This window comes from Rhodococcus globerulus NBRC 14531, from assembly GCF_001894805.1.
GTDB lineage: Bacteria > Actinomycetota > Actinomycetes > Mycobacteriales > Mycobacteriaceae > Rhodococcus_F > Rhodococcus_F globerula.
In genome coordinates, this window is sequence record NZ_BCWX01000026.1 from 1 (window position 1) to 1,234 (window position 1,234).

The 1,234-nt window shown below is 60.3% G+C and carries 1 protein-coding gene; it reads left to right on the forward strand.

Translation table 11 applies throughout. The annotated features are described in order from the left end of the window. Positions 1-37: 37 nt before the first annotated feature. Entirely contained in the window at positions 38-1,222 is a 1,185-nt protein-coding gene (locus tag RG2_RS31185) for an amidohydrolase family protein (RefSeq protein ID WP_033237423.1), read from the forward strand. Positions 1,223-1,234: the final 12 nt, after the last annotated feature.

Below are 1,234 nucleotides of genomic sequence, written 5' to 3' on the forward strand. Positions count from 1 at the left end.
CCCTTTCGCGTGCGTTGAGGGTACCCCCGGAGGACTCATGCCCCTGCAGAACCACATGCATCTGATTTCCACCGACGATCACCTGATCGAGCATCCGAAGCTCTGGTCGGATCGTCTGCCGAAGAAGTTCCTCGACGCCGGACCCCGGATCATCGAGAAGGTGATGCCGCGATCGGTGCACGCCGGTGACGGCGCCCGCGGTGATGCCGGCACCAAACTCGCCGAAGTGTGGATCTACGAAGACCGTGTCTACCCGTACATCGGACTCAACGCGGTGGCTGGGAAGAAACCCGAGGAGTACGGCGCCGAGCCCACCCGGTACGAGGACATGATCGCCGGCTGCTTCGACCCGAAAGCCCGTGTGCTGGACATGGATATCGACGGCGTCCAAGCCGGACTGTCCTTTCCTTCGTTCCCCCGGTTCGCCGGAACGGTCTTCCTCGAAGGCAAGGACCGGGAGTTGGCGTTGCTCTCGGTCAAGGCCTGGAACGATTACCACATCGACGAATGGTGCGCGAGCGCCCCGGACCGGTTGATCCCGCTGGTGATCCTGCCGCTGTGGTCGGTGGAGGAATGCGTCAAAGAGGTCTACCGCACCGCAGCCAAGGGCGCAAAAGCGATTTCCTTCCCCGAAAATCCTGTACCGCTAGGACTTCCGTCGTTCCACACCGATCACTGGGATCCGCTGTTCTCGGCGTGTGAGGATGTCGACATCCCGTTGACCGTGCACTTCGGCACCTCGGGTAAGGCCCCGATCACCGCCCCCGAAGCCCCGATGGCCGTGATGACGGCACTCTTCGGGTGCAACTCGATGTACGCGACCGCCGATCTGTTGTTCTCCCCGGTTTTCCATCGCCATCCGACACTGAAGTTCCTGCTCTCCGAGGGCGGGATCGGCTGGGTTCCGTACATGCTCGAACGGATGGATCAGACGTGGGAGAAGCACCGGTTCTACCAGAACATCAACCAAACAGTGCGTCCGTCGGAATTGTTCTCCAAGCACCTCTTCGGTTGTTTCATCGAGGACAACTTCGGTATCAAGAACCGTCACGACGTCGGTATCGACAACATCACCTGGGAGGGTGACTACCCGCACTCGGATTCGAACTGGCCGAACAGTCGCAAGAAAGTACACGACGCGATGATCGATGTTCCCGATGACGAAGTCGAGAAGATGGTCGAAACCAATGCCCGTGCCCTGCTGCACTTTCCCCGTACCTAAACCACTGCCGCG

What these genes read in the sequence shown, in the direction of transcription:
- RG2_RS31185 (WP_033237423.1), top strand. Translation starts at nt 38, where the DNA reads ATGCCCCTGCAGAACCACATGCATCTGATTTCCACCGACGATCACCTG.